The 20,164-nt window shown below is 69.0% G+C and carries 20 protein-coding genes and 8 pseudogenes; 14 read left to right on the top strand and 14 right to left on the bottom strand.

The window, feature by feature from the left end; genetic code table 11:
- The first annotated feature begins 74 nt into the window (after positions 1–74).
- Entirely contained in the window at positions 75–905 is an 831-nt protein-coding gene (locus ABZ453_RS32570; protein ID WP_359020540.1) for a class III extradiol ring-cleavage dioxygenase, read from the top strand.
- 335 nt (positions 906–1,240) lie between these two features.
- Here the strand turns inward: ABZ453_RS32570 and ABZ453_RS32565 are convergent.
- From ABZ453_RS32565 to ABZ453_RS32550, 4 genes and pseudogenes are all read right to left on the bottom strand, one after another.
- Positions 1,241–1,480, bottom strand: a pseudogene (locus ABZ453_RS32565) (transposase); the annotation flags it as partial.
- Between the two features lie 116 nt (positions 1,481–1,596).
- Positions 1,597–1,776: pseudogene (locus ABZ453_RS32560) on the bottom strand (transposase family protein); the annotation flags it as partial.
- A gap of 285 nt (positions 1,777–2,061) precedes the next feature.
- Positions 2,062–3,069, bottom strand: coding sequence for a glycosyl hydrolase family 18 protein (locus ABZ453_RS32555; protein ID WP_359020538.1), 1,008 nt, complete (start codon positions 3,067–3,069; stop codon positions 2,062–2,064).
- A 1,133-nt stretch (positions 3,070–4,202) separates the two neighbouring features.
- The gene (locus tag ABZ453_RS32550) at positions 4,203–4,814 is read right to left on the bottom strand and encodes a TetR family transcriptional regulator (RefSeq protein ID WP_359020536.1); all 612 of its coding nucleotides are present in this window, start codon (positions 4,812–4,814) and stop codon (positions 4,203–4,205) included.
- Positions 4,815–4,915: 101 nt separating this feature from the next.
- Here ABZ453_RS32550 and ABZ453_RS32545 point away from each other — a divergent pair, with 101 nt between their 5' ends.
- The 3 genes and pseudogenes from ABZ453_RS32545 to ABZ453_RS32535 all read left to right on the top strand — a co-directional run.
- The gene (locus tag ABZ453_RS32545) at positions 4,916–5,569 is read left to right on the top strand and encodes a hemerythrin domain-containing protein (RefSeq protein ID WP_359020534.1); all 654 of its coding nucleotides are present in this window, start codon (positions 4,916–4,918) and stop codon (positions 5,567–5,569) included.
- Positions 5,566–6,252 carry an SDR family oxidoreductase gene (locus ABZ453_RS32540; RefSeq protein WP_359020532.1) on the top strand — a complete coding sequence of 229 codons (687 nt, stop codon included), beginning with the start codon at positions 5,566–5,568 and terminating at the stop codon, positions 6,250–6,252. The genes ABZ453_RS32545 and ABZ453_RS32540 overlap by 4 nt, the downstream gene beginning before the upstream one ends.
- A 249-nt stretch (positions 6,253–6,501) precedes the next feature.
- Positions 6,502–6,696: pseudogene (locus ABZ453_RS32535) on the top strand (DDE-type integrase/transposase/recombinase); the annotation flags it as partial.
- A 134-nt stretch (positions 6,697–6,830) separates the two neighbouring features.
- Here ABZ453_RS32535 and ABZ453_RS32530 read toward each other — a convergent pair.
- From ABZ453_RS32530 to ABZ453_RS32505, 6 genes and pseudogenes are all read right to left on the bottom strand, one after another.
- Positions 6,831–7,814 (bottom strand): helix-turn-helix domain-containing protein, encoded by a 984-nt coding sequence (locus ABZ453_RS32530; RefSeq protein WP_359020531.1) that lies wholly within the window; start codon positions 7,812–7,814, stop codon positions 6,831–6,833.
- A 177-nt stretch (positions 7,815–7,991) separates the two neighbouring features.
- A pseudogene (locus ABZ453_RS32525) lies at positions 7,992–8,519 on the bottom strand (SDR family oxidoreductase); the annotation flags it as partial.
- Positions 8,520–8,540: 21 nt separating this feature from the next.
- A complete protein-coding gene (locus tag ABZ453_RS32520; protein ID WP_359020529.1) occupies positions 8,541–8,729 on the bottom strand; it encodes an SDR family NAD(P)-dependent oxidoreductase in 189 nt (62 codons plus the stop codon).
- A gap of 38 nt (positions 8,730–8,767) precedes the next feature.
- Positions 8,768–9,448, bottom strand: a complete 681-nt coding sequence (locus ABZ453_RS32515; RefSeq protein WP_359020527.1) for a zinc-binding dehydrogenase — start codon at positions 9,446–9,448, stop codon at positions 8,768–8,770.
- Positions 9,449–9,469: 21 nt separating this feature from the next.
- Positions 9,470–9,589, bottom strand: a pseudogene (locus tag ABZ453_RS32510) (alcohol dehydrogenase catalytic domain-containing protein); the annotation flags it as partial.
- Between the two features lie 160 nt (positions 9,590–9,749).
- Positions 9,750–10,283: a 2,4'-dihydroxyacetophenone dioxygenase family protein gene (locus tag ABZ453_RS32505; protein ID WP_359020525.1), complete on the bottom strand. Its 534-nt coding sequence runs from the start codon at positions 10,281–10,283 to the stop codon at positions 9,750–9,752.
- 360 nt (positions 10,284–10,643) lie between these two features.
- Between ABZ453_RS32505 and ABZ453_RS32500 the strand changes: the two are divergent.
- The 3 genes and pseudogenes from ABZ453_RS32500 to ABZ453_RS32490 form a co-directional block, all read left to right on the top strand.
- Positions 10,644–10,937 (top strand): annotated as a pseudogene (locus ABZ453_RS32500) (hypothetical protein); the annotation flags it as partial.
- A pseudogene (locus tag ABZ453_RS32495) lies at positions 10,921–11,289 on the top strand (BlaI/MecI/CopY family transcriptional regulator). The pseudogenes ABZ453_RS32500 and ABZ453_RS32495, both read left to right, overlap by 17 nt.
- Positions 11,286–12,194, top strand: a complete 909-nt coding sequence (locus ABZ453_RS32490; protein ID WP_359020524.1) for a M56 family metallopeptidase — start codon at positions 11,286–11,288, stop codon at positions 12,192–12,194. The pseudogene ABZ453_RS32495 and the gene ABZ453_RS32490 overlap by 4 nt, the downstream one beginning before the upstream one ends.
- Before the next feature lie 414 nt (positions 12,195–12,608).
- On the opposite strand, the gene ABZ453_RS32485 is transcribed toward ABZ453_RS32490, so the two are convergent.
- Positions 12,609–13,046, bottom strand: coding sequence for a hypothetical protein (locus ABZ453_RS32485; protein WP_359020522.1), 438 nt, complete (start codon positions 13,044–13,046; stop codon positions 12,609–12,611).
- 149 nt (positions 13,047–13,195) lie between these two features.
- Positions 13,196–13,774: a TetR/AcrR family transcriptional regulator gene (locus ABZ453_RS32480; RefSeq protein ID WP_359020520.1), complete on the bottom strand. Its 579-nt coding sequence runs from the start codon at positions 13,772–13,774 to the stop codon at positions 13,196–13,198.
- Positions 13,775–13,849: 75 nt separating this feature from the next.
- Here ABZ453_RS32480 and ABZ453_RS32475 point away from each other — a divergent pair.
- The 3 genes and pseudogenes from ABZ453_RS32475 to ABZ453_RS32465 form a co-directional block, all read left to right on the top strand.
- A pseudogene (locus ABZ453_RS32475) lies at positions 13,850–14,362 on the top strand (class I SAM-dependent methyltransferase); the annotation flags it as partial.
- 28 nt (positions 14,363–14,390) lie between these two features.
- Positions 14,391–14,522 carry a hypothetical protein gene (locus ABZ453_RS32470; protein ID WP_359020609.1) on the top strand — a complete coding sequence of 44 codons (132 nt, stop codon included), beginning with the start codon at positions 14,391–14,393 and terminating at the stop codon, positions 14,520–14,522.
- A 91-nt stretch (positions 14,523–14,613) separates the two neighbouring features.
- Positions 14,614–15,291, top strand: coding sequence for a DUF2218 domain-containing protein (locus ABZ453_RS32465; RefSeq protein WP_359020518.1), 678 nt, complete (start codon positions 14,614–14,616; stop codon positions 15,289–15,291).
- A gap of 161 nt (positions 15,292–15,452) precedes the next feature.
- Here the strand turns inward: ABZ453_RS32465 and ABZ453_RS32460 are convergent, their stop codons facing one another.
- Positions 15,453–17,732 (bottom strand): heavy metal translocating P-type ATPase, encoded by a 2,280-nt coding sequence (locus tag ABZ453_RS32460; RefSeq protein WP_359020517.1) that lies wholly within the window; start codon positions 17,730–17,732, stop codon positions 15,453–15,455.
- Positions 17,733–17,844: 112 nt separating this feature from the next.
- Positions 17,845–18,144 (bottom strand): heavy-metal-associated domain-containing protein, encoded by a 300-nt coding sequence (locus ABZ453_RS32455; protein WP_359020515.1) that lies wholly within the window; start codon positions 18,142–18,144, stop codon positions 17,845–17,847.
- A 295-nt stretch (positions 18,145–18,439) separates the two neighbouring features.
- Between ABZ453_RS32455 and ABZ453_RS32450 the strand changes: the two genes are divergently transcribed.
- The 4 genes from ABZ453_RS32450 to ABZ453_RS32435 all read left to right on the top strand — a co-directional run bounded on the left by ABZ453_RS32450 (position 18,440) and on the right by ABZ453_RS32435 (position 20,139).
- Positions 18,440–18,622, top strand: a complete 183-nt coding sequence (locus ABZ453_RS32450; protein ID WP_359020603.1) for a hypothetical protein — start codon at positions 18,440–18,442, stop codon at positions 18,620–18,622.
- The gene (locus ABZ453_RS32445; protein WP_359020513.1) at positions 18,619–18,819 is read left to right on the top strand and encodes a hypothetical protein; all 201 of its coding nucleotides are present in this window, start codon (positions 18,619–18,621) and stop codon (positions 18,817–18,819) included. Before ABZ453_RS32450 ends, ABZ453_RS32445 begins: the two co-directional genes overlap by 4 nt.
- A 197-nt stretch (positions 18,820–19,016) precedes the next feature.
- Positions 19,017–19,334, top strand: coding sequence for a metal-sensitive transcriptional regulator (locus ABZ453_RS32440; RefSeq protein ID WP_359020511.1), 318 nt, complete (start codon positions 19,017–19,019; stop codon positions 19,332–19,334).
- 430 nt (positions 19,335–19,764) lie between these two features.
- Complete coding sequence (locus tag ABZ453_RS32435) at positions 19,765–20,139, top strand: hypothetical protein (RefSeq protein ID WP_359020510.1); 375 nt, start codon at positions 19,765–19,767, stop codon at positions 20,137–20,139.
- The last annotated feature ends 25 nt before the right edge of the window (positions 20,140–20,164 follow it).

Here is a 20,164-nt window from a genome sequence, read left to right as displayed (position 1 = left end):
TTCCTACCCGCGACAACCTGATGAGGTCAATCATGCCTACTGCTGCGGATCCCGCGGCTGTGTACGACCGGTTCATGAGCGAGCAGGCTCCCGCCAGTCGCGATCAGCGTCGCTGGGCTCCGGCCGATGGCCCGATGCCAGCGCTCTACCTCAGCCATGGCTCTCCGGCGCTGTTCGAGGACGCGGTGTGGATGAGCGAGCTGTTCGGGTGGTCCCAGGCGCTGCCCAAACCGACGGCGATCCTGATCGTCAGCGCGCACTGGGAATCGGCGCCGCTCAGTCTGTCGGCTTCAGCCCCGAGCACGCCGTTGGTGTACGACTTCGGCGGCTTCGCCGAGCGGTATTTCCAGATGGCTTACGAAACACCGGATGCCAGTGCACTGGCCGCCCGGGTCGCGGCCTTGATGTCGGACAACGAACCAGTCCACCAGCACGCCAGCCGAGGCCTGGACCATGGCGCGTGGGTGCCTTTGAAGACCATGTATCCCTACGCCGATGTTCCGGGACTACAGATGTCCTTGCCCACTTACGACCCTGCCCGGCTGATGGACATCGGACGTCGGCTGCGGAGCCTGCGCGAAGAAGGTGTGCTCCTGGTCGGGTCGGGTTACATGACGCACGGGGTTCCCTTTCTCACCCGGGAACAGTTCATGCACAACGTGGTGCCGACATGGTCCTCCGATTTCGACGCCTGGGCTGCCGACGCACTCGCACGCGGTGACGTCGAGACCTTGGCGAACTACCGCAGGCTCGCCCCCGGAGTGCGCTTCGCGCACCCCACTGTTGAGCACTACTTGCCACTGTTCGTCACCCTCGGGGCCTCCACTGACACCGAAATGACTGTCCAGACCACGGTCGAAGGCTACCGGTTCGGGCTGTCCAAGCGATCGTTCCAAGTTGCTTGACCCGAACTGGCCGACAGCCTGACGGAAGGCCCCTACATGGGGCGGATTCAAGGGGTCGCCGCAGCATGCGGTGAGTTGATCAAGCGCCTGATCGTGCACCGCCGCCCACGGCTTCGCACCGTCCTCGTTGGTCCGGTACGAAGCCGTGGGCGGCCATTGGGTCCCACACCGGCCGTACAGCGGTCTGCCGGAGGCTGCCCAAGTCACTCCAACCATCGGGCGTGTCCCATTGCCGGGCCCGGAGGTACGGCGCCGGCTGAGCGAGGACTTGGGTCTGTCAGGGGCGCAGGCGGCGCGGGCGGCCGCCGTGAGCGCGTCGACGCTGAGAGGTCGTCTCATTTGGCGAGTCTGCGGTAGCAGATCAGGGTGCAGGCGATGCTGGTGAAGGCCAGGAAGTGCTCGGCTTTGCGTTCGTAGCGGCGGTGCAGTCGACGGCAGCCTGCAAGCCAGGCCATGGTGCGTTCGATCGTCCAGCGGTGCCGGCCGAGCCGCTGGGAAGACTCGATGCCTTTGCGGGCGATCCGGTGGGTGATTCCGCGTAAGCGGAGCCAACGTCGCAGGCGGTCGTAGTCGTAGCTGGGTTCATTGAGCACGGTGCATCGTGAAAGCTGCACGTCAGATGGCCTGGTATGCGTAGGTGCCGGGAGGCTCGGACAGGTCCGGGGCGGCAGTCCGCCGACAAGGTCGTCCGTCAGCGGTCGGCTTCCTGGTTCGTCAGCACCAGCAGGGCCCGCGCCAGCGCAGTCGCCAACCTCGGATCCGTGCGGACCTTGCCGAGGACACGCCAGTTCTTGAGATGGGCGAAGCCGTGCTCGACCGGGGCCCGCACTGCGGCCAATGCCTTGTTGGACAGTTTCTGACCAGGGGCCGATTTCGGGCGGCCGTGTAGCCGGTGATCACTGTCGGGTCGGCGTCAGGAGGACCGACCGTCGTCGAGGCCGACGAACCCCAGGTCGGCGATCGCGCCGAGACCGGCCGCCCGCAGGTGAACGGTGAGTTTGTCGTGCCGGCAGGGGGTGATCTCCGACGCGCGTCCAGGCCGCGCCGCGGAGACCCAGCCCGCTCGAGGGCCGCAACACGCCCCGCGCGGGATTGGTCTCCACGGCGAATGTGGACCTACGGCCGGGGGCCGTAGGTCACGCGGCAGGGCTCGCGGTCAGGCCGTGATGGTGTCCGACAGCCCCAGGTCCCAGACGGCCAGGCCGTGGACGCCCTCGTTCGCGGCGAGCGTGCGCCGGGCGGCAAACGAGCGCGTGTCCGACCACCACAGCACGGTGCCGTCGCCGAGGATGGCCGTCCACTCTCCCGCGGTGGTGTCGTAGCGGGCCGTGGCGCCGTTCTCGCTGACCGTGTCGCGGGCCTGCTTGTCGCCGACCTGCTTGACATCGCCGTTGGGTGACCAGGCGTAGCCGTAACCGGCTACCCCCAGGTCGACCTTGTTAGCCGGCACCTTGCTGAGCAGCAGGTCGAGTCCCCGCTTCTGCCAGGACAGCTCACCGACCGGCCCGGGGCCGGAGTCGCCGAAGCCGTGCTCGTCGTACGCCATGAGCGCCACGGTGTCGACGGCCTTGCCCAGAGCGGTCAGGTCGTAGCCGTTCTGTGCGAACTCGTTGAGCGAGGTGAAGGTGGTGACATCGATGCCAACCGTCTTCCCGGCTGGCAGCGCCTTCTTCAGCGCCGTGGCGAACTGCGTCAGCCCCGCGGTGTCGCGCGCCTGGAGGGACTCCAGGTCGATGGTGACCGCGTCCCACCCCTGCGCACCGACCGCGCTGCTCAGCGTGGAGACGACCGCGTTGATGTTGGCAGTGCTGGACAGCATCCGGTTGGCCGCGGCCTCGTCGAAGTCCCCCAGGGACTCGCTGAAGTTGCCGATCAGCAGGTCGGCTTTCAGACCGAGGGAGTGAGCGCGGGCGAGCTGCGCGCGGGCGTCGGAGCTCGGCGAAGTCACCTTCGTACCTTGGGAATTCATGTTAACGCCGTCCACGCCGACACGGCTGAGGGCGGCGGCGCTCGCGTCGATCAGCGAGGTGGCGTCGCCCTCCTCCTGGTAGGCGGTCACCGGCAGCGATGTGGCCCCCGATGCGAGAAGGGCCCCCACCACGCCTGTACCGACGGCCAGCAGCCCGGCGGCAACGACCGCCCCTATGTGCCTCTTCACTAACATGGTTCTCCTCACGTTGTGCGCCACGGCGGATAGCAGGGGGGAGGATGGCCATTCCTCGGTCAGGTAAAAACCGACCGCAGCCAGGTCGGCGAGAACCGCGACACGGTCGCTCCGGATCCTGCTGTCCCCACGGTCTTGGGCCAGCGCCACCTGTGCCGCGACGGCCGCCATGGCCTGACGGTATCTCCCGCCGTAGGTGCTCAACAGCCGGTCCCGGGCCACCTCGTCCACCAGTCGAGATGATCCGGGCGGCGGCACTCGGGACCGATTGCATCCGGACTCCGAAACCGTTGCGCGTCCGCGGCGGCATGTCTGTCGAGCGCGTGTTCGAGCCCGCCCCGCGGGACTTGTCGATCATGCTCATCGTGTCGTCTTCCTGCAAAGCGGGGTGTCCAGGCGCACTGCGGGAGCGATGCGTGGGCGGCTCCATTAACCACAGTAGGGAGGGCCTGCGGTCCAAGGTGGACCGCAGAGCATGAGAGGCACGGAAGGACACCCGCGCCTTCCTTTGTGTACCAACCGTGGGCAGTGCGCATGAAGCATGAGACAGGCAACGGGTGTGAGCCGAACGGAGCCGTGGTCAAGTGCCGTTCGGTGTCAGCCTCTCGTGGCAGATCTACGCCGATGAACTGGGCTGTCGCTCAGTACGGTTCGCAGTTACCTCTTCTGCGGCTTGGCCGACACGACGACAAAGGTGATCGAAGCCGTTGTCTTCAGCGTGTGAGCACCGCACGGTGGGGTGGCCGTACCACCGACGTGGTACGGCCAGCCCTTTCCGTTTCCGGCCCTCGTGTTCCAGCGTCACGGCCCTCGCAGACTCACGCTACGAGCCGACGTCGATCGCGGTGAGGATCCGGTCGGCGGGGGTGGAGGAGCGGAGCAGTGGGGTGTTGGCGTACACCGGGCCGACGGCGGGGCCTGCTGCCTTCACGAGGCAGGCGCCACGAACGTGAGTCACTCTCCAGTCGGTCCGCGGCTATGACTCGCACCCGAACGCGGAACTCGTCGCCGGCTCGGAACTTGCCGAAGGTGTCTGTCACTACCTTGTGAGGAAGAGACTGTGACGTCCCGATCTGGCTCCCGGCACGGTGGGCTTCCTAGGAGTGCGTGGCGCGTCGACATGGCGAGGGGCGTCAGTCGAAGAGGAGGTGGCGCAGGGTGCGGGTGACATGTTCGGTGAACTGCTCGGGCGGCATCGAGGCGAGCGGTTCGGTGCGCGCGATGTACCTGGTGAAGGTGACTCCGATCAAATACGACCCCACGAGCGCCACGCGGGTCTCCATGTCATCGCCGGGTGCTGCCGGTGTGTCGGGCGCGAGCACTGATCGATAGACGGCGACGCTGTGCTCATGCATTGCGGCCAGCAGGTGGGTGGCGGCACCCTCGTCGGACGCGGCACTGCGGACGACAGCGACGAGCGGGTCGCCCACGGCATCGGTCTCCATCCGTTGTACGAAGCCGTGCGCGATGCGGTCGGGCAGCGTCGCCGGATCCCCGGCGGCCACGCCCTCCAGGTCGCGGTTCCCGGGCACCGCGGCGAGAAATAGCCGCTCCTTGGAGGAGAACTGACGCGAGATCAGACCGTGGGTGACGCCGGCCCGGCGTGCGATTTCCCGGAGGGTGGTGCGGGCGTAACCACGCTCGGTGAAGGTGTGGCGGGCCGCTTCCAGGATCGCGGCCCGGTGTCCGTCGGGGTCCCGCCGATGCCTGCGCTGTGGCTCCCCGGCCGGTTCCTGATCATTCATGGCGACTCCTTCACGTGATCACTGTACTGCTGGTCGCCGACGCCGGGTTGGGTTAGTCTCACCCTTAATGGCCAAGTGGCCATTAAGAGATGGAGTCCATTGTGAGCACCACACCACCGGATCCCGCGGCGATCACCGAGACACGCCTGCTGCACAAGATGCACCGAGCCGCGACGTCCCTGCTGGCCGACGCCGCACAGCGCGACACCGCACCGACCGACGCCCTGGCGGAACTGCGCGACTTTCTGGTGGCGGCGCTGCGGCATCACCACGAGAGCGAAGACCAGACGCTCTGGCCGCAGTTGATCGCCGCCGATCCCGCCTTCGGAACCGGGCTGGCCGAACTCAGCACGGAACACGACGCATTGGACGTGGCCCTGGACGCCCTGGCTGCGGCTCCGCTGCAGCACGACGGGGATCGGGCAGAGCTGGCCGCTGCGGCAGCGGACGTACGCGACCTGGTGCACAAGCACCTGGAGCGCGAGGAGCCGTTACTGTTCCCCGCGCTCGCCGCACATATGCCCGACCGCGCCTGGTCCGAGTTCTCGCGCGCAGTGATCGCCTCGGCCCCGCCCGTGGCCACCCACCTCAACATTGGCTTCTTCGAGCAGGTGGGCACGCCCGCCGAACTCGCGGTGGTGACGGCGAATTTGCCGCCGGCCGCGCTGCAGTTCGTCCCGGCGATGGGCGAGCAGGCGCGAGCCACCCTGTACAGCCTTCAGTCAACCGATCACGGACGGACGGTCACCGCATGACCAGCACACTCATCGTCGGCGGCAGCGGTGGCCTGGGCCGTGTGATAGCTCAGCACTTCGCAGACCGCGGCGACGATGTGATCATCACCAGCAGGGACAAGGCCAAGGCGGAGCACATCGCCGCTCAGATCGGCCCCCGCTCCCAGGGGTTGGCCATCGACCTTGCCCAACCCGAAACGATCGGCGCCTCGTTGGCCGATGTGACCGAGGTCGACAACCTCGTCATCACCGCGGTGGGCCAGGCGGCGAACACACTGGCGCGGTTCGACATCACTGATGCCGTGACGGCCGTGACCATGAAACTCGTCGGTTACGCCGAGACCGTCCGGGTGCTGCGCGACCGGTTCGCTTCCGGTGCCTCCGTCGTGCTCTTCGGAGGCCTCGCCAAGGAACGCCCGTACCCGGGCTCGACCGTCGTCACCACGTTCAACGCTGGCATCACCGGGCTGGTGAAGACCCTCGCGGTGGAGATCGCCCCGCACCGCGTCAACGCCCTGCACCCGGGACTGATCGGCGACAGCCCCAGGTGGCGCGACGTCCCCGACCCCCCGCATTCGGCCCAGACGCCGATCGGGAGGCTGGTGACGATGGCCGAGATCGCCGACGCCACCGATTTCCTGCTCCGCAACACCGGCATCAACGCCCATGACCTGTACGTCGACGGCGGCCTGCTGGCCACTTGATCCGTAACGCCCAGGCCGTGCCAGGGCAGTTGAGGGTCGCAGCGAGCGGAGCCGGCCCTGTCGGTGCCCCGTGCCATGTCGTGTGTCATGACATCAGCCATGGGATCGGCCGACTCCGCAAACACTGTGGACACTATGGACGCCTTGTTGTGGTGGTGGAACACATCGACCGCAATGATGCAGAAAACGGATTCGCTGTCTTGACGGAATCCGATGAGACGCTCCCCAGCTTCTGTGCCTGGCTGAATGACGTATGTCCGCACGTGGTCGGGCTGGGTATATGTGGCGTTCGTGCTGGACGTGTACTCGCGGATGATCGTCGGCTGGCAGGTCGCCGACCACATGCGGACCGAACTGCCCCTGGACGCCCTGGAGATGGCGCTATGGCGCCGGAGGATCAAGAAGGACTCCGGCCTCATTCACCACAGCGACAGGGGGTCGCAAAGTGAATTCAACTGGTCGTCGCAACACCCTGATCTCGGAGGCGTGCGACGTGGCCACGGCGGACTGGAGTTTTCGCACGCCGCGCCGCGCTGTCCGGCGGTTGTCGCCCCGGGCGGGCCGGCTTGCTCACCCGGTCACTTCCCCGCGGGGCGCTGGCTGGTGTTGGTGGGGCGGGATTCACCCGGGGTGTGGCCGAAGCGGTTTTTGAAGCTTCGGGTGAAGTGCGGCTGGCTGGCGAAGCCCCAGCGGTGGGCCACGTCGGCGATGGTCAGGTGGAGCAGGCGGGGATCGGCGAGGTCCGCGCAGGCACTGTCCAGGCGTCGTTGGAGGATGTGGCGGGCGGGGCTGACCCCGGTCGGCCGGAAGACGCGGCTGAGGTGGCGGGCTGAGACCCCGATGGCTTCGGCGACCCGTTCGGCGCTCAACCCGGGATCCGTCAGATGCCGCTCTACGTAGTCCTTGGCCACGGCCAGCTGGGAGAGGGTGGCGGGCGGCATGGGATCGCCGTTCATTCTGGGCGCGGCCAGCGTGCGGACGAGGTCCAGCACGGTGTCCTCGGTGCTGCTGACATCATTATCGCAGCCGTCCCCCGTGGCCCAGCCGCGCAGCACCGTCCCCAGTGCCGAGACCAGTGCCCCCTCGGTCGCGGAGGAACGGCCAAACAGTATGGGCGCCACCAGCGCGCCGGGGGCGCACCGGGTGGCGAACATCTCGCGGGGGATGTCGACCAGCAGTTGGCGCATGGGGGAGGGGAACCCGAACAGGTAGGGCCTGCGCGTGTCGTAGAGGACCAGGTCGCCCGTCTGCAGGGTGTGGCAGCCTCCCTCATGGAAGAACACCGCCTGGCCCGCCGTCAGCAATGAGACGAAGACCGAGTCCTTGGGCAGGGTCCGGCAGGTGCGCGGTGTCCTTTCGATGACGTGCTCGTTGCCGGCGATGTCGGCCAGGCGCAGGCCGCCCATCTCGATGTTTTGCTGGGTGGCCAGCAGGCCCTGCCGGGAGTAGGAGGAGCAGGACAGGCCCACCAGCGCCCGTCGGTTGTGCTCCTCCCAGAAGTCGATCCGGTCTGCTGGGTTAACCGACTGTGTCGACACGCTGGAGACGATGGGTCGGCTCAACCGGGTCTCCTTTTGCCGTGCAACGCCGCCGGGCGAGTGAGCTGTTGGCGTGGCGGGTTTCGGCGCCGTGTGCGCGGAGGGCGGCGCTGCGGCTGCCATAGGGGCGACGAGCCTACCCCGGCGCCGCAGGCCGCGTCACGGGTCTGAGCGCAGGAGGCGCACCCGGCTCACGTGATGTCACACGGTGAGGTAGCCGCCGTCCACCGGCAGGACGGCCCCGTTGACATAGGCGGCTGCGGGGGAGCACAGGAAGGCGATCACCGCCGCGATCTCGTAAGGCCGGCCAAACCGTCCGAGCGGGACCCGTACCAGCACCCCACACGCGGCTTGTGGATCGTCGAGCATTCCGCGGGCGAGCGGTGTGGTGACGAAGCCCGGTGTCACCGCGTTCACCCGGACGCCGTCCGCGGCATACTCGGCCGCGAGCGACCTGGTCAGCTGGGAGACACCGCCCTTGCTGGCACTGTACGCCGGGCGGCGGTCCCGGCTGCCGAAGAAGCCGAACATGAACGAGACCGTGACGATGCTGCCGCCCTGGCGGGCGAGGAGTGGGCGGGCCGCCTGGCAGGCGACCATCGCCGAGGTGAGATTGACCCCGAGCACGTCCTCCCACCGTGCGAGGTCGTCCTCGTCGTGGTCCCGGCTGACGCCGGCGCAGGTGACGAGGTGGTCGACGCTGTCGTACCCGTCGATCCTGGCAACGAGGGCGTCCCGGTCCGTGACGTCCTATTCCACGACGTGGACTCGCTTGTGGCGGGCTGACTCGCGGGCGTCGGCCGGCCGCAGACCAAGGGCGTACACCTCCGCTCCCAGACCGGCGAGCAGGTCGGCGGTCGCCGCGCCGATGCCGGAGGTGCCCCCGGTCACCAGGGAGACCTGGCCGGAGAACAGATCGGGGGAAAGCCCGGTGATCATGTGCGCGGTTCCGTTCGGCCGGCGGGTGGGGTGGCCCATTACGGTGCGGCGCCGGGGCGACCAGGACCTTGACCTGATCGCCCCAGCCCGTCCAACAGTGCCTCGAAGCCGTGGGAGACGAGTTCGTCGAGGGCGATGGTCGAGGTGACGACCTGCGTCAGGTCCAGACCCTGCTCCGAGACCAATCGGATGAGTTCCGGATAGGTGTCGCGGTAGCCGACGCCGGCGAGGATCGACTGCTCGTCGTTGACCAGCGCGAAGGCGTCCAGGGACACCTCGCGGGCCAGCCCGACCAGGACCACCCGGCCGCCACGCCGGGTCGCGGTCAGGCAGCTGCGCAGGGTGGCTTCGGAGCCGACCGCCTCGAACGTGGCATCGACACCCTCCCCGCCGGTCAACTCCCGGATGCGCGCCCCGGTGTCCTCCTGCCGGTCGGCGTCGACCAGGCCGGTGGTGCCGAGAGCGGCCGCGAGTTCCAGGCGGGCGGCGGACACGGCGACGGCGGTGATCCGGCGTACGTTCCGCTGGGCGGCGAGCCGGGCGGTGAACAGTCCCACCGGTCCCAGGCCGACGACGGCCACCGCCGCGGGTGAGGTCCCGGCACGCCGCAGCGCGTGCAGGGCGACCGAGGCCGGCTCGAACAGCGCGGCCTGCTCCAGCGAAACGGTCCCGGGGAAGCGATGGGCCATGTCGGCGGGGACGGCGGCGTACTCGGCCATGCCGCCGTCCCCCATCACCCCGGCGAACCCGAAGTGACGGCAGATGTTGTACTCGCCGGCCCTGCACCGCGGGCATGTCCCGCACCTGCGACCGGGATCGCATGCGATCCGTCGGCATACTCGTGCAGGTCGCTTCCGCAGATACCGCAGTAGGCCACCTCGACGAGCACCTCGCCGGACCGGGCTCCCGGGATGTCCACCTCACAGATGCGGACGTCCCGGGCCCCCTACCGGACAGCGGCTTTCATACGGGGGCCGCGGACGGGGTCGCTGGCACTCGTCCGGAGCGGTAGGACCCCAGTCACCGGAACAGTGAGTTGACGTAGTCAGCGCCGATGCCGACCTTCTCGTAGTGCGTGCGGCACAACTCGATGTAGTCGTGTACGTCGAAGTAGCCGTCGGGTTCGCCGTTCTCGTCCAGCCAGATCAACGGGCCCTTGACGATGAAGAAGGCCTTCATCGGCTCGTCGCTCTCGTAGGCCACCAGCGTGTGTCCCTCGCCCGGCGCCTCGTAGACGAAGTCACCGGCGTGTGCGGTCCACGGCCGCTCCAGGTAGCCCCACTTCCCGGAGAGCGTGTAGGCGAACACTTCGTGCGGGTGGTAGTGCCGGTTGACGAGACCGGCCTCCTTGGCGCGCAGGATGTCGGCCCAGGAGTTGTCCTTGACATTGATCCACAGCGGACGGGATCCGACGGTTTCGCTCAACGGCGCGTAGTACCGGTCGTCGTCGGTGGCCACCTGGGAGAGATAGACCTCCGGCAGGGCGTCCGGCTTGAACGAGTTCTGGATCGGCTTGAGGCCCTTCCAGAACTCGGACGTGGCTTCCTCGGACATGTCTGGGCTCCGTTCGTCGCGGTGGCCGACAGTGAACCCCAGGTCCGGGGACGCGTCTTTCCCCTGCGGGACATCACGCGTTGCCTGTTCGGGACATGGCCGCTCCGCCTGCGCGGTCCTCTCTGCTCCGGCGTTCAGCCGCGCACGGCGGGCAGCCGAAGCAGCCAGCCCGAGGGCCCCCAGGCAAGCAGGAGCGCGGCCGGCACGGCGGCCATGCCCGAGGCGACCATTCCCACCGCCCGGCCGCCGGAGTGCTCGCCCGGGTTTGGCCGTCGGGCCCGACGGGCGCGTTGCCCCCGGCCGCGAGGAGCAGCGGTCCGCGTTCGCGCCGCGCGATCTTCGCCGGGGTACTGTCCAGCCTTCGCCGTCGGCTGTCCGATCTGCAACAAGCTCGTAGTCCTGGCCATCGGGGTCAGCGGCGCCCGCTCGTACTGGGCACCGGCGCAGTCCTTCCTGGCCCTCGCCTCGCTGGCGCTGCTCGTGCACGCGCTCGTCCGGCGCCTGCGCACGGCTGACGCCTGCCCGGTGCCAAGTAGGCCTTCCCCGTTCGGCCTCGGAGAGCCTCAGAGCCCTGAAGCTCACGATGAACGCGCACTGGTCCCGGACGCGTCGCAGCCTGCGGGTGAAGGGAGCGGTCGTGCGTCAGTTGGGTGAGCCGGAGACGGAGATCATGTACCGCCTGTAGACCTGGGGGCGTCCGGCCACCGCGCGCGATGTGCTGACGGACATCAACAAGCAGCGGCCCCTCGCCTACAGCACGGTCAAGACCGTCGCCGACATCCTCCACCGCAAGGGCATGCTCACGCGGCACAAGGAGGGCCGGGCCCGGGTCTACACGCCCACCTGTACGCGTCAGCAGTACACGGCGGCACTGATGCAGGACGCCCTTAAGGACAATCCGGACCCGATGGGTGCGCTGACCAGTTTCGTGGAACGGATGGGTACGGCAGAAGTGGACGCGCTACGCTCGGCGCTCCGGGCGGTGAAGAGGCGGAGCAGCGCATGATCACAGCTGTGGGGCTGGCCGTATACGCGGTCCTGGTGGGTGCCGCGGTGCCTCCCCTGCTGGCCCGGGCCCGGTGGGCGCACCGCGCACCGGCCGCCGCGGTACTGGCGTGGCAGGGCCTCATGGTCACGTTCGTCGTCGCCGCTCCTCTCGCGGTGTACCACCTGGTGATGACCGAGCAGCATGTGCACGACGGCCTGGTCGGGCTGCTCACCGCGTGCGGACTGGCCGCCGACGCCCCGCCCGGCAATGCGCCGCCCACCTTCGGTGACGTGCTGGTGATCGCGGCCCCCGTCGTGGTCGTACTGCTGCCGGTCGGCTGGCTGGTCCGGTGCGCCTGGCGCGCTCGACGCGCTCGCGCCCACCAGCTGGACATGCTCACCCTCGTAGGCGAACCGGCGCCCGAGTACGGCGCCACGATCGTCGACTACGGCGTCCCCTCCGTGTACTGCCTGGGGGGACGCTCTTCTCGCGTGGTCGTCACCCGCGGCGCACTGGACATCCTCTCCGAGGAGCAGTTGCTGGCCGTACTGGAGCACGAGCGTGCCCATATCGCGGGCAGGCACCACATGCTGAAGATCCTGGTCGACGCGTTCTCGCGTGCTTTCCGCGGTCTGCCGCTCGCCCGGCACGCCAAGGAACAGACGAACCTGCTGCTGGAGATGATCGCGGACGACAGCGCCCTGCGGCACCACTCCAGGGACGCCCTGGCGACGGCGATGTACGAGGTCGCGGCCGGACGTTCGCCGGAAGCGGCCCTGGGCGCGGGTGGATCGGGCGTTCTCGTCCGGCTGCGGCGCGTCCTCACCCCGCAGCCCCGGCCGCACCGTGCGGCGCGGCTGGGCATCGTGGTGGCGACGGTCGCGGCTCCGCTGCTGCCCTTGCTGGTGGCATGCGGGCCCTGACTCCCACAGGACCCGCACTTCCCCAACCGTTGTGCATTTCTGCACAGCAGGAACACCTCACCGGTAGCCCTGTCCGCCTTCCTGAGACGCAGATTGGGGCTCAGCACACCAAGCGGGGACTTCCGGCGTTCCTTGAGGTGTCGCACCAAAGCAGGAGCTGTCGCAGGGTTGTTGTTCGACCTGGGGTCCGGTCGTTACGCCCCGCCGCCGCTGAGCACCAGGGTGAGGGCAGAGGCACGTGCCGCGTGGGAGGCCGACCTCGCGCAGGTCCGGGCCGATGCCAAGGCAGAGAACGCGCGCCCAGGCCGAACACGAGGACGTCACGCACACCGAGGTCCAGGGCCGGCTGCGTGACCTGGGGCGGGCGCTGGGCTTCCAGGTGTGGATCGCGGCCAACGACCGCAGCCGCCAGTATCAGGGCGCGCGGCTCGCGGACGACTGTCTGATCAAGCTGCCGGCCGCGCTCGCCGAAGACCGGCCGCCGAGGCGATCAGCCTCATCGACGTCCTGTGGCTGGAGCCCGAGGGGAAAGTGGCTGCGGCGTTCGAGGTGGAGCACACGACCTCGATCCACTCCGGCAACGTGCGCATGCTCGACCTGGCGCCGAGCGGCGACCCCGACGCCGCGCACGGCATGTATCCGGTCGCGCCCGACGCCCGAGAGGGCGAGGTCCGAGCCCAGATCAGGCGGCCCGCCTTCAGCCGGGTCGCCGATCTGAGGGTGCGGTATCTGCCGTACGGCGAACTGCGCGCCAACAAAGAGGCGACTATGCGCCTCGGCAAGGGGCTGCACCCCATCGAGGCCCTGGCTCGCGATCTCGATGGAGGCAATGGCGCCTCGCCTCGCGCTCACACGGGGATGTCCTCGACGACTTCGAGCGAGGCATGGGCGACTTCCGCCATCCGTCGCCTTCCCCATCCACCAGGTAACCGGCGGCGCGCACAGTGCCGATGGCCTGACGGCCCGTCGATCACCAGCGGAATCCGCCTCAGCGCCTCGGTTCAGCCCGCAGGGCGCAAACCCGCCAGGGTGACCGCGACGAGCCGGTGGACTGCGGCTTCGGAGGGCAGGCTCCCGGCCGCGGCAAGGGCGTGCAGGCAGTAGCTCGCCAGTTCCCCTGGGGCGACGTCGTCGCGGAGTTCGCCGGCTTCGACCGCCTCGGCCAGCATGCCTTGGAACAAGTCGACGAGCTGCCGCTGCGCCGGGGCTATGTGCTCGGGGCGGTGGACCAGCGCCGCGAGCTCTTCGGTGCCGTGGCGTCCGCGGCGGTGACAGATGAGCGCGTACCGCTCAAGCACCGCTGCCAGCCGCTCGCTCGCGTCACCGGGCCGGTCGCGCAGGTCGGCGAGCTGCTGCAGGTGGCCGGTGACGTGCCGGTCGTGGTGGGCGAGAAGGATCGCCTCGACGTCCGGGAAGTACTTGTACAGCGTTGCCCGCCCGATGCCGGTCTTCTCCGCGATCTGCGACATCGTCACCGACAGCAGCCCGTGCTCGGCCACCAGCTCCCAGGTGGTGTCCAGGATCGCCTCGCGCACCGTACGGCGGTGTTCCTCGATCGTGTCGTTCCACAGCTTCGGCACCCTGTCAGGATACGTGACGCCGGGATCGTGACACTATGGATTGACAGAGACAGTATGTATCGATAAGGCTCGGTGATGGAACCCGGAGCCACAGCCCCGGCCGATCAACCTGCCAGGAGGCCCCTGATGTCCGACACGCCCCCTTACCACCATCCCGGCGCCGGGAATCCGTGGCACAAGCCCGATGATCTTTACGCCAGCAGGCCACCGTGGGACATTGACCGTCCTCAGCCGGCCTTCCTCGCCCTCGCCGAAGGCGGCGCCATCCAGGGCCGGGTGCTGGACGCCGGCTGTGGCACTGGCGAGCACGTTCTGATGGCCGTCGGCCGCGGTCTCGATGCGACCGGTGTCGACCTCGCCCCCAGAGCGATCGACGCCGCCATGAAGAAGGCGGAGGCGCGCGGCCTCACTGCGCGCTTCCTCCTCCACGACGCCCGCTGCCTCGCCGATCTCGGGGAGTCCTTCGACACCGTGCTGGACTGCGGGCTGTTCCACATCTTCAGCGACGACGACCGGTCCGCCTTCGTCGACAGCCTGCGGTCCGTGGTCAAGCGCGGCGGCCGCTACTTCATGCTGCTTCAGCGACCGGCAGCCGGGCGACCAGGGGCCCCGGAGAGTGTCCCGGGGCGAGATCGAAACCGCCTTCGCCGCCGGGTGGCACATCGACTCCATCGAACCGGCCACGATCGACATCACCATCGACCGGGACGGCATCCGGGCCTGGCTCGTCGCCGCCACCAGGATCTGAACGCCCGCAGGACCAGGCCCTCGCACCGGCCGAAAAGCCCGCCGATATCCGTGCCGAACGCGCCGCGCCCTGCGGTCCGGAAAGGAATGACATGCCGACCGCCGAAGCCCACATCCGAACCGACCGGGCGAGCCGGTACCTCGTCCAACTGTGCCGTCATCTCAGCCAGATGGGCCGGATGCGCCACCGGCCGCCTGTCGGTCACGGCGGTGGTCAGATGCCACCCGAAGTGCAGCGTGTCGACTACTCCGACACCGACGGGACCATCCGCTTCGACAAGGGGCTGTGCACGCTGCGGGCCACTTCGGGCACGCTGACGCTGCGCGTCGCTGCCGACGACGAGGACGCCCTGCAGCGGCTTCAAAACGGCATCGCCGGACGTATCGAGAAGATTGGCCGTCGTGACGGGTTGACGGTGACCTGGAGTCAGATCCAGGCGTCCGAAGGCTCACCAGGTGAGGCTGCCGGTGCGGCCGACGCGCCTGGCGCAGGAGTCGTCAAGCGCCGAGGGCTCGGCAAGGCGATAGGACTGGGCGCAGTCGGCGTCGTGGTCGTCGCCGCGCACCTGGGGCTGGGCGGAGCTGCACGGGCGGCTTCTCCGTGGACCAGCTGGGGTGTCAACGCCATCTTGGTGATCATCCTCATCAAGCTCCTGTTCATGGCCGGCCATGTGGTCCTGGGTCGTTTCGGCATGCGCGCCATCCATCGCCGCCGACGGCGCACCGTGCCTGGCAGCCCGTCCGCGCCCCACGCGTCCCTTGCCGATTAGTTCGCCCGCACCACCGCAGAACGCCGATGCTGGAGCGGCCGGACGCGGTCAACGCCGAGGCGGGCCGCTTTGTGGACGCGCTCGGCGATTGAGCCCAGGGACGACGAAAGGGGCCCGGCCTTGCGACAGGGCGCCTCTCGTCAACCGTGGTGCCGACGTGGCTACTTGAAGGACCGCAGCCGCAGGCTGTTGGTCACGACGAAGACGGACGAGAAGGCCATCGCGGCTCCCGCGATCATCGGGTTGAGCATGCCGAAGGCTGCCAGGGGCAGGGCTGCGACGTTGTAGCCGAAGGCCCAGAAGAGGTTGCCCTTGATGGTGGCCAGGGTCTTGCGGGAGAGACGGATCGCGTCCGCTGCCACGCGCAGGTCGCCGCGGACGAGGGTGAGGTCGCCCGCCTCGATCGCTGCGTCCGTGCCGGTGCCCATGGCCAGGCCCAGGTCGGCGGTGGCAAGTGCGGCTGCGTCGTTGACGCCGTCGCCGACCATGGCGACCGTACGGCCTTCGCTCTGCAGTCGCTTGACGACGTCGACCTTGTCCTGGGGCAGGACTTCGGCGATCACCTCGTCGATGCCGACGCTGCGTGCGACGGACTCGGCGACGAGCTGGTTGTCGCCGGTCAGCAGGACCGGCTTGAGACCCAGGCTCCGCAGCTCGGCCACCGCTTCGGCGCTGGTCTCCTTGACCGCGTCGGCGACGGTGAGGACGCCGCGTGCCGCGCCGTCCCAGGCGACGGCGACGGCCGTACGGCCTTCCGCCTCCGCGGCGGCCATGGCCTCGGCGAGTTCCCGGGACAGCTCGATGACCCGCTCCTTGAGGAGCTTCTCGCGCCCGACGAGCACCGCATGTCCGTCGACGACGCCCTGGACGCCCAGGCCGGCGACGTTCTCGAAGTTCTCCGGGACCGGCAGGCCGCCGGTCCGCTCGGCGGCGCCCGCTGCGATCGCCTGGGCGATGGGGTGCTCGGAGGCGTGCTCCAACGCGCCCGCCAGCCGCAGGAGTTCGTCTTTGCCGACGCCCTCGGCGGCATAGACCTCCTGGAGGGTCATGCGGCCGGTGGTGACGGTGCCGGTCTTGTCCAGGACGACGGTGTCGACCCGCCGAGTGGACTCCAGGACCTCGGGCCCCTTGATGAGGATGCCGAGCTGGGCGCCGCGCCCGGTGCCCACCATGAGCGCGGTCGGGGTGGCGAGGCCGAGGGCGCACGGGCAGGCGATGATCAGCACGGCCACGGCTGCGGTGAACGCGGCGGTGGCGTCCCTGGTGACGAACAGCCAGGTCAGCAGGGTGCCCAGGGCGATCAGGATGACCGTGGGCACGAACACCGACGAGATCCGGTCGGCGAGGCGCTGCACCGCGGCCTTGCCGTTCTGTGCGTCCTCGACCAGCCTCGCCATCCGGGCGAGCTGGGTGTCGGCGCCGATGCGGGTAGCTTCGACGACCAGTCGGCCCCCAGCGTTCACGGTGGCGCCGGTGATGGCGTCGCCGACCGTCACGTCCACCGGTACCGACTCGCCGGTCAGCATCGAGGCGTCGACCGCGGAGGCGCCCTCGACGACGGTCCCGTCGGTGGCGACCTTCTCCCCGGGCCGTACGACGAAGCGGTCCCCGACCGTCAACTGGGCGACGGGTATGCGTACTTCCCTGCCGCGCCGCAGCACCGCGACGTCCTTGGCACCCAGCTCCAGCAGCGCCCGCAGTGCCGCGCCCGCCTTGCGCTTGGACTTCGCCTCCAGGTAGCGCCCGGCGAGGATGAAGGTGGTCACGCCGGCTGCGGCCTCCAGGTAGATCGAGGAGGAGCCGTCGGTGCGGGAGACGGTGAACTCGAAGGCGTGCCGCATGCCCGTCATGCCGGCCATCCCGAAGAACAGCGCCCACAGAGACCAGCCGAATGCGGCGAGCGTGCCGATGGAGACCAGGGTGTCCATGGTGGCGGCGCCGTGGCGGGCGTTCGTCCAGGCGGCCTTGTGGAAGGGGAGAGCGCCCCAGACCACGACCGGCGCGGCCAGGGTCAGCGACAGCCACTGCCAGTTGTCGAACTGCAGGGCCGGGACCATCGCCATCAGCACGACTGGCACGGAGAGCACCAGTGACACGTACAGGCGCTGCCGCAAGGACACCAGCTCACCGTCCGCGGCCGAGGCGGCCTCGCTCTCGATCTCGGGAGTGGCGACTGCGGGCGGGGGTGGTTCCTCGGCGGTATAGCCGGTCTTCACGACGGTCGCGATGAGGTCGGTGACCTCGACGCCTTCCGGGTACGAAACCTTCGCCTTCTCGGTGGCGAAGTTGACCGTCGCCGTGACGCCATCCATGCGGTTGAGCTTCTTCTCGACGCGGGCGGCGCACGAGGCGCAGGTCATGCCGCCGATGGAGAGCTCAACCACGGAGGCGGGTGCCGGTTCCGTGTCGGGGGCCGCCTTCTCGGGAGCCGTGCTGGTCATGCGTATCTCCAAGGGGAGGCCGGGACGTACGGCGTCCGTATCAGCGGAGCGGTACGTCCCGGCGCGGGGAGGAATTCGCGTGGCGAGGGCCGCTAGAGGCCCGAGGGAGCTGTCAGGCCTGGCCGACGAGCTCGTAGCCGGCCTCGTCGATGGCGGCGCGGACGGCCTCCTCGTCGAGCGGGGCGGTGGAGCTGACGGTCACTTCGCCGGTCTTGGCGACGGCCGTGACCGCGGTGACGCCGTCCAGCGCGGAGATCTCCTGCGAGACCGCGCCCTCGCAGTGGCCGCAGGTCATGCCGGAGACCTTGTAGACGGTGGTGACGTCGGTGCCGTGGATCTGGACGTCGGTCGCGGTGCCGGAGCCGCAGGAACCGGTGCCGCAGCAGGAGCTGGTGTTCGTCTCTGTGGTCATGGCTGCTTCCTCAAGGTCTGGATGCGTGGGTCGATCCGTGGGAGCGGCCGCTCTCCGACCCTCCCGGCGACGCCAACACTATACCCCCTCGGGGTATTCTGCTACCTGTGTCGCCGCCCACCCCGGCCCATCCCTGCCGTCTTCGTGCCACTAAGGTGCTTCGCAGCGGTCGCGACCTGCGACGACAACTTCACATCGAGGCGACGGTGAGCAGGAACCCGGTGGGAATCCGGGACGGTCCCGCCGTGACCGGGGTGGCCCGGGACTCAGACACTGACCCGTCGTCCTCCCGGTCCTGTTCCGCCGGGAGGCGGCGCGTACGCCCTGGACGCGTTCGCTGACGCTCGCAGGTGCCGGGCTCACCGGCGTGTGGCTGCTGTCCTTCCTCCGCTGTCCCGCGAACCCGCCCGGTGTCGGCGACCAGGGACGCTCGACACCCGGGCCAACGCCTTGCTCGCGGCCACGGCCATTGGTGTGATCGTCGTCCTGGCCTGGCGGCTGCACACCTGGCCGGCCCAGCGCGACCATGCGGCGCCATTGCGTCAACTCACCATCGCGGCCGTGGTGTTGGCTGCGCTCGCCGCACGGTTCGGGCTGCCCGACAACCCGGACGCGGTGACCGCTCCGGCCACACTGATGGGGGACTGCAGGCTGCTCTCCGCCGCCTCCATATGACGACGCCTGTGATCACTCGACCGGGTGTCTCGTCCGCGGCTGCGGTGGCGTCAGGGCCGTTGGGGAAGGCGCTGCCGGCCTTGCCCTGTGCGGGGCGGTCACCGTGTGAGAGGTGGGGAGGCGAGAGGGCTGGCTGCGCGGGCGGGCCGCAGGTTTCTCCTTCCGCTCGACGCTCCTCCGTAATACCCTTGGGGGGTATGGAGCAACTGGAGCAGGTCGAGGCCGGGCAGGAAGCACCGGGCTACCACGACGACAAGGAAGCCGTCCTCAAGCGGCTACGGCTCATAGAGGGGCAGATCCGCGGCCTGCAGCGCATGGTCCAGGAAGACCAGTACTGCATCGATGTCCTCACCCAGGTCGCGGCAACTACCAAGGGCCTCCAGGCGGTGGCCATGCAACTGCTGGAAGGTCATCTGGAGCACTGTGTCCGTGAGGCCATGGTGGCCGGCGGCGATGTGGCCCGGGACAAGGTCACCGAGGCTTCGCACGCCATCGGGCGGCTGCTGCGCACATGAATCCTGACCCGTGGCTCGGCAAGCTGCCGAGGCGGGCTTTGATGCCGTCGCCCTGTGTTCCGGGCTCCCGCCTCTCCCTGCCGGCGGGACACCGACTGTGCGGCCCGCCCCGGGAAAAGGGAGTCTCCCTGCACGGCCACCATCTCCATCACGCCGACCGCGGATCGGCCGGGTTGGGACACCTGCCGACCGGCCGACAGCCACGGTCATCTGGCCTGTCGGAGGCAACGGAAAGGTCGTGAGCAGGCCTTTTGTCTGCCTGCATGCTGATTCACGGGGGGCCGAGCGAGGCTCACCCAGCATGCCCTATCCTACTTAGTGGTTTCGCCTTGGGGTGCTCAGGCTTGACCTGGCACCGGACCCCACCCGACACGGCTTGCCCGCTGATCGCGATGCCGCCGCTCCCCCCTTTGCCCGTCAGGAGCCTCACGTGTGCCTGAACAGGAAGACGTTCATCCCAGTGGCCGTCATCGCAGCAGGGCTGATTGTGCTGCCGCCCTCCTGGGATCTTGCGGCCGTTCCCTTCTTGCTCATGCTGGTCTGCCCCCTGACCGTGCTGGTGATAATGCGTGAACAGGGCAGCGAGGCCGGCGACGGCGACGCTAGAACCGCGCGGCAGACTTCCGACGCCGACAGGCTCTCCGACCAGGCGATAGACAGGCGGATCCGCGAGCTGCAGGCGGAGCTGCGCGAGCTGAAGGCCGAACAGGCCCGCCGCGCGGAGGCGGAGGAGACCGGGACGTCGTACGGCGGTTCCGGCTCCGACGGCCTGGACAAGCCTGGCCCGCCCGCGCCGCGGTCCTGACTTCGATCCACCGCCGACTCACCTC

Source organism: Streptomyces sp. NPDC005799, from assembly GCF_040630525.1.
Lineage (GTDB): Bacteria > Actinomycetota > Actinomycetes > Streptomycetales > Streptomycetaceae > Streptomyces > Streptomyces griseorubiginosus_B.
Note: the sequence above shows the minus strand (reverse complement) of the source record. Positions and strands in the feature narration are given on the sequence as shown.

What these genes read in the sequence shown, in the direction of transcription:
- ABZ453_RS32550 (WP_359020536.1), bottom strand. Translation starts at nt 4,814, where the DNA reads ATGAATGATCAGGAACCGGCCGGGGAGCCACAGCGCAGGCATCGGCGG.
- ABZ453_RS32555 (WP_359020538.1), bottom strand. Translation starts at nt 3,069, where the DNA reads ATGTTAGTGAAGAGGCACATAGGGGCGGTCGTTGCCGCCGGGCTGCTG.
- ABZ453_RS32505 (WP_359020525.1), bottom strand. Translation starts at nt 10,283, where the DNA reads ATGTCCGAGGAAGCCACGTCCGAGTTCTGGAAGGGCCTCAAGCCGATC.
- ABZ453_RS32440 (WP_359020511.1), top strand. Translation starts at nt 19,017, where the DNA reads ATGGAGCAACTGGAGCAGGTCGAGGCCGGGCAGGAAGCACCGGGCTAC.
- ABZ453_RS32515 (WP_359020527.1), bottom strand. Translation starts at nt 9,448, where the DNA reads ATGGCCGAGTACGCCGCCGTCCCCGCCGACATGGCCCATCGCTTCCCC.
- ABZ453_RS32540 (WP_359020532.1), top strand. Translation starts at nt 5,566, where the DNA reads ATGACCAGCACACTCATCGTCGGCGGCAGCGGTGGCCTGGGCCGTGTG.
- ABZ453_RS32455 (WP_359020515.1), bottom strand. Translation starts at nt 18,144, where the DNA reads ATGACCACAGAGACGAACACCAGCTCCTGCTGCGGCACCGGTTCCTGC.
- ABZ453_RS32465 (WP_359020518.1), top strand. Translation starts at nt 14,614, where the DNA reads ATGCCGACCGCCGAAGCCCACATCCGAACCGACCGGGCGAGCCGGTAC.
- ABZ453_RS32570 (WP_359020540.1), top strand. Translation starts at nt 75, where the DNA reads ATGAGCGAGCAGGCTCCCGCCAGTCGCGATCAGCGTCGCTGGGCTCCG.
- ABZ453_RS32490 (WP_359020524.1), top strand. Translation starts at nt 11,286, where the DNA reads ATGATCACAGCTGTGGGGCTGGCCGTATACGCGGTCCTGGTGGGTGCC.
- ABZ453_RS32520 (WP_359020529.1), bottom strand. Translation starts at nt 8,729, where the DNA reads ATGATCACCGGGCTTTCCCCCGATCTGTTCTCCGGCCAGGTCTCCCTG.
- ABZ453_RS32460 (WP_359020517.1), bottom strand. Translation starts at nt 17,732, where the DNA reads ATGACCAGCACGGCTCCCGAGAAGGCGGCCCCCGACACGGAACCGGCA.